Origin of the sequence: Escherichia sp. AM3 (assembly GCF_032029835.1) — a bacterium.
GTDB lineage: Bacteria > Pseudomonadota > Gammaproteobacteria > Enterobacterales > Enterobacteriaceae > Escherichia > Escherichia coli.
The window spans coordinates 1-281 of record NZ_JAVUPQ010000896.1 but is presented as its reverse complement, the minus strand read 5'-3'; the positions used below and the strand labels follow the sequence as shown (position 1 = coordinate 281).

Annotated in this window: 1 protein-coding gene; it reads left to right on the top strand. The window is 59.1% G+C overall.

Annotated features, from left to right (window positions below; genetic code table 11):
• Window positions 1–41: 41 nt before the first annotated feature.
• Window positions 42–281 (top strand): EamA family transporter (locus RTW80_RS28945; protein WP_312721552.1); only part of this gene is annotated, 240 nt, incomplete at its 3' end.

Sequence of the window (281 nt, the reverse complement as noted above, 5' to 3'; positions counted from 1 at the left end):
CTCCTACACTGATCGCAAAGTGAATCAAGATGGATGGAAAAATGATTAGCGGCGTGTTGTATGCCCTGCTTGCGGGTTTGATGTGGGGGCTGATTTTTGTCGGTCCGCTGATTGTGCCGGAGTACCCGGCAATTTTGCAGTCGACCGGACGTTACCTGGCGCTGGGGCTGATTGCCGTGCCGCTGGCGTGGCTGGGGCGCGCGCGTCTGCGTCAGCTGGGCCGCAAGGACTGGCTCACCGCGCTGGCGCTGACCATGATGGGTAATCTGATCTACTACGTC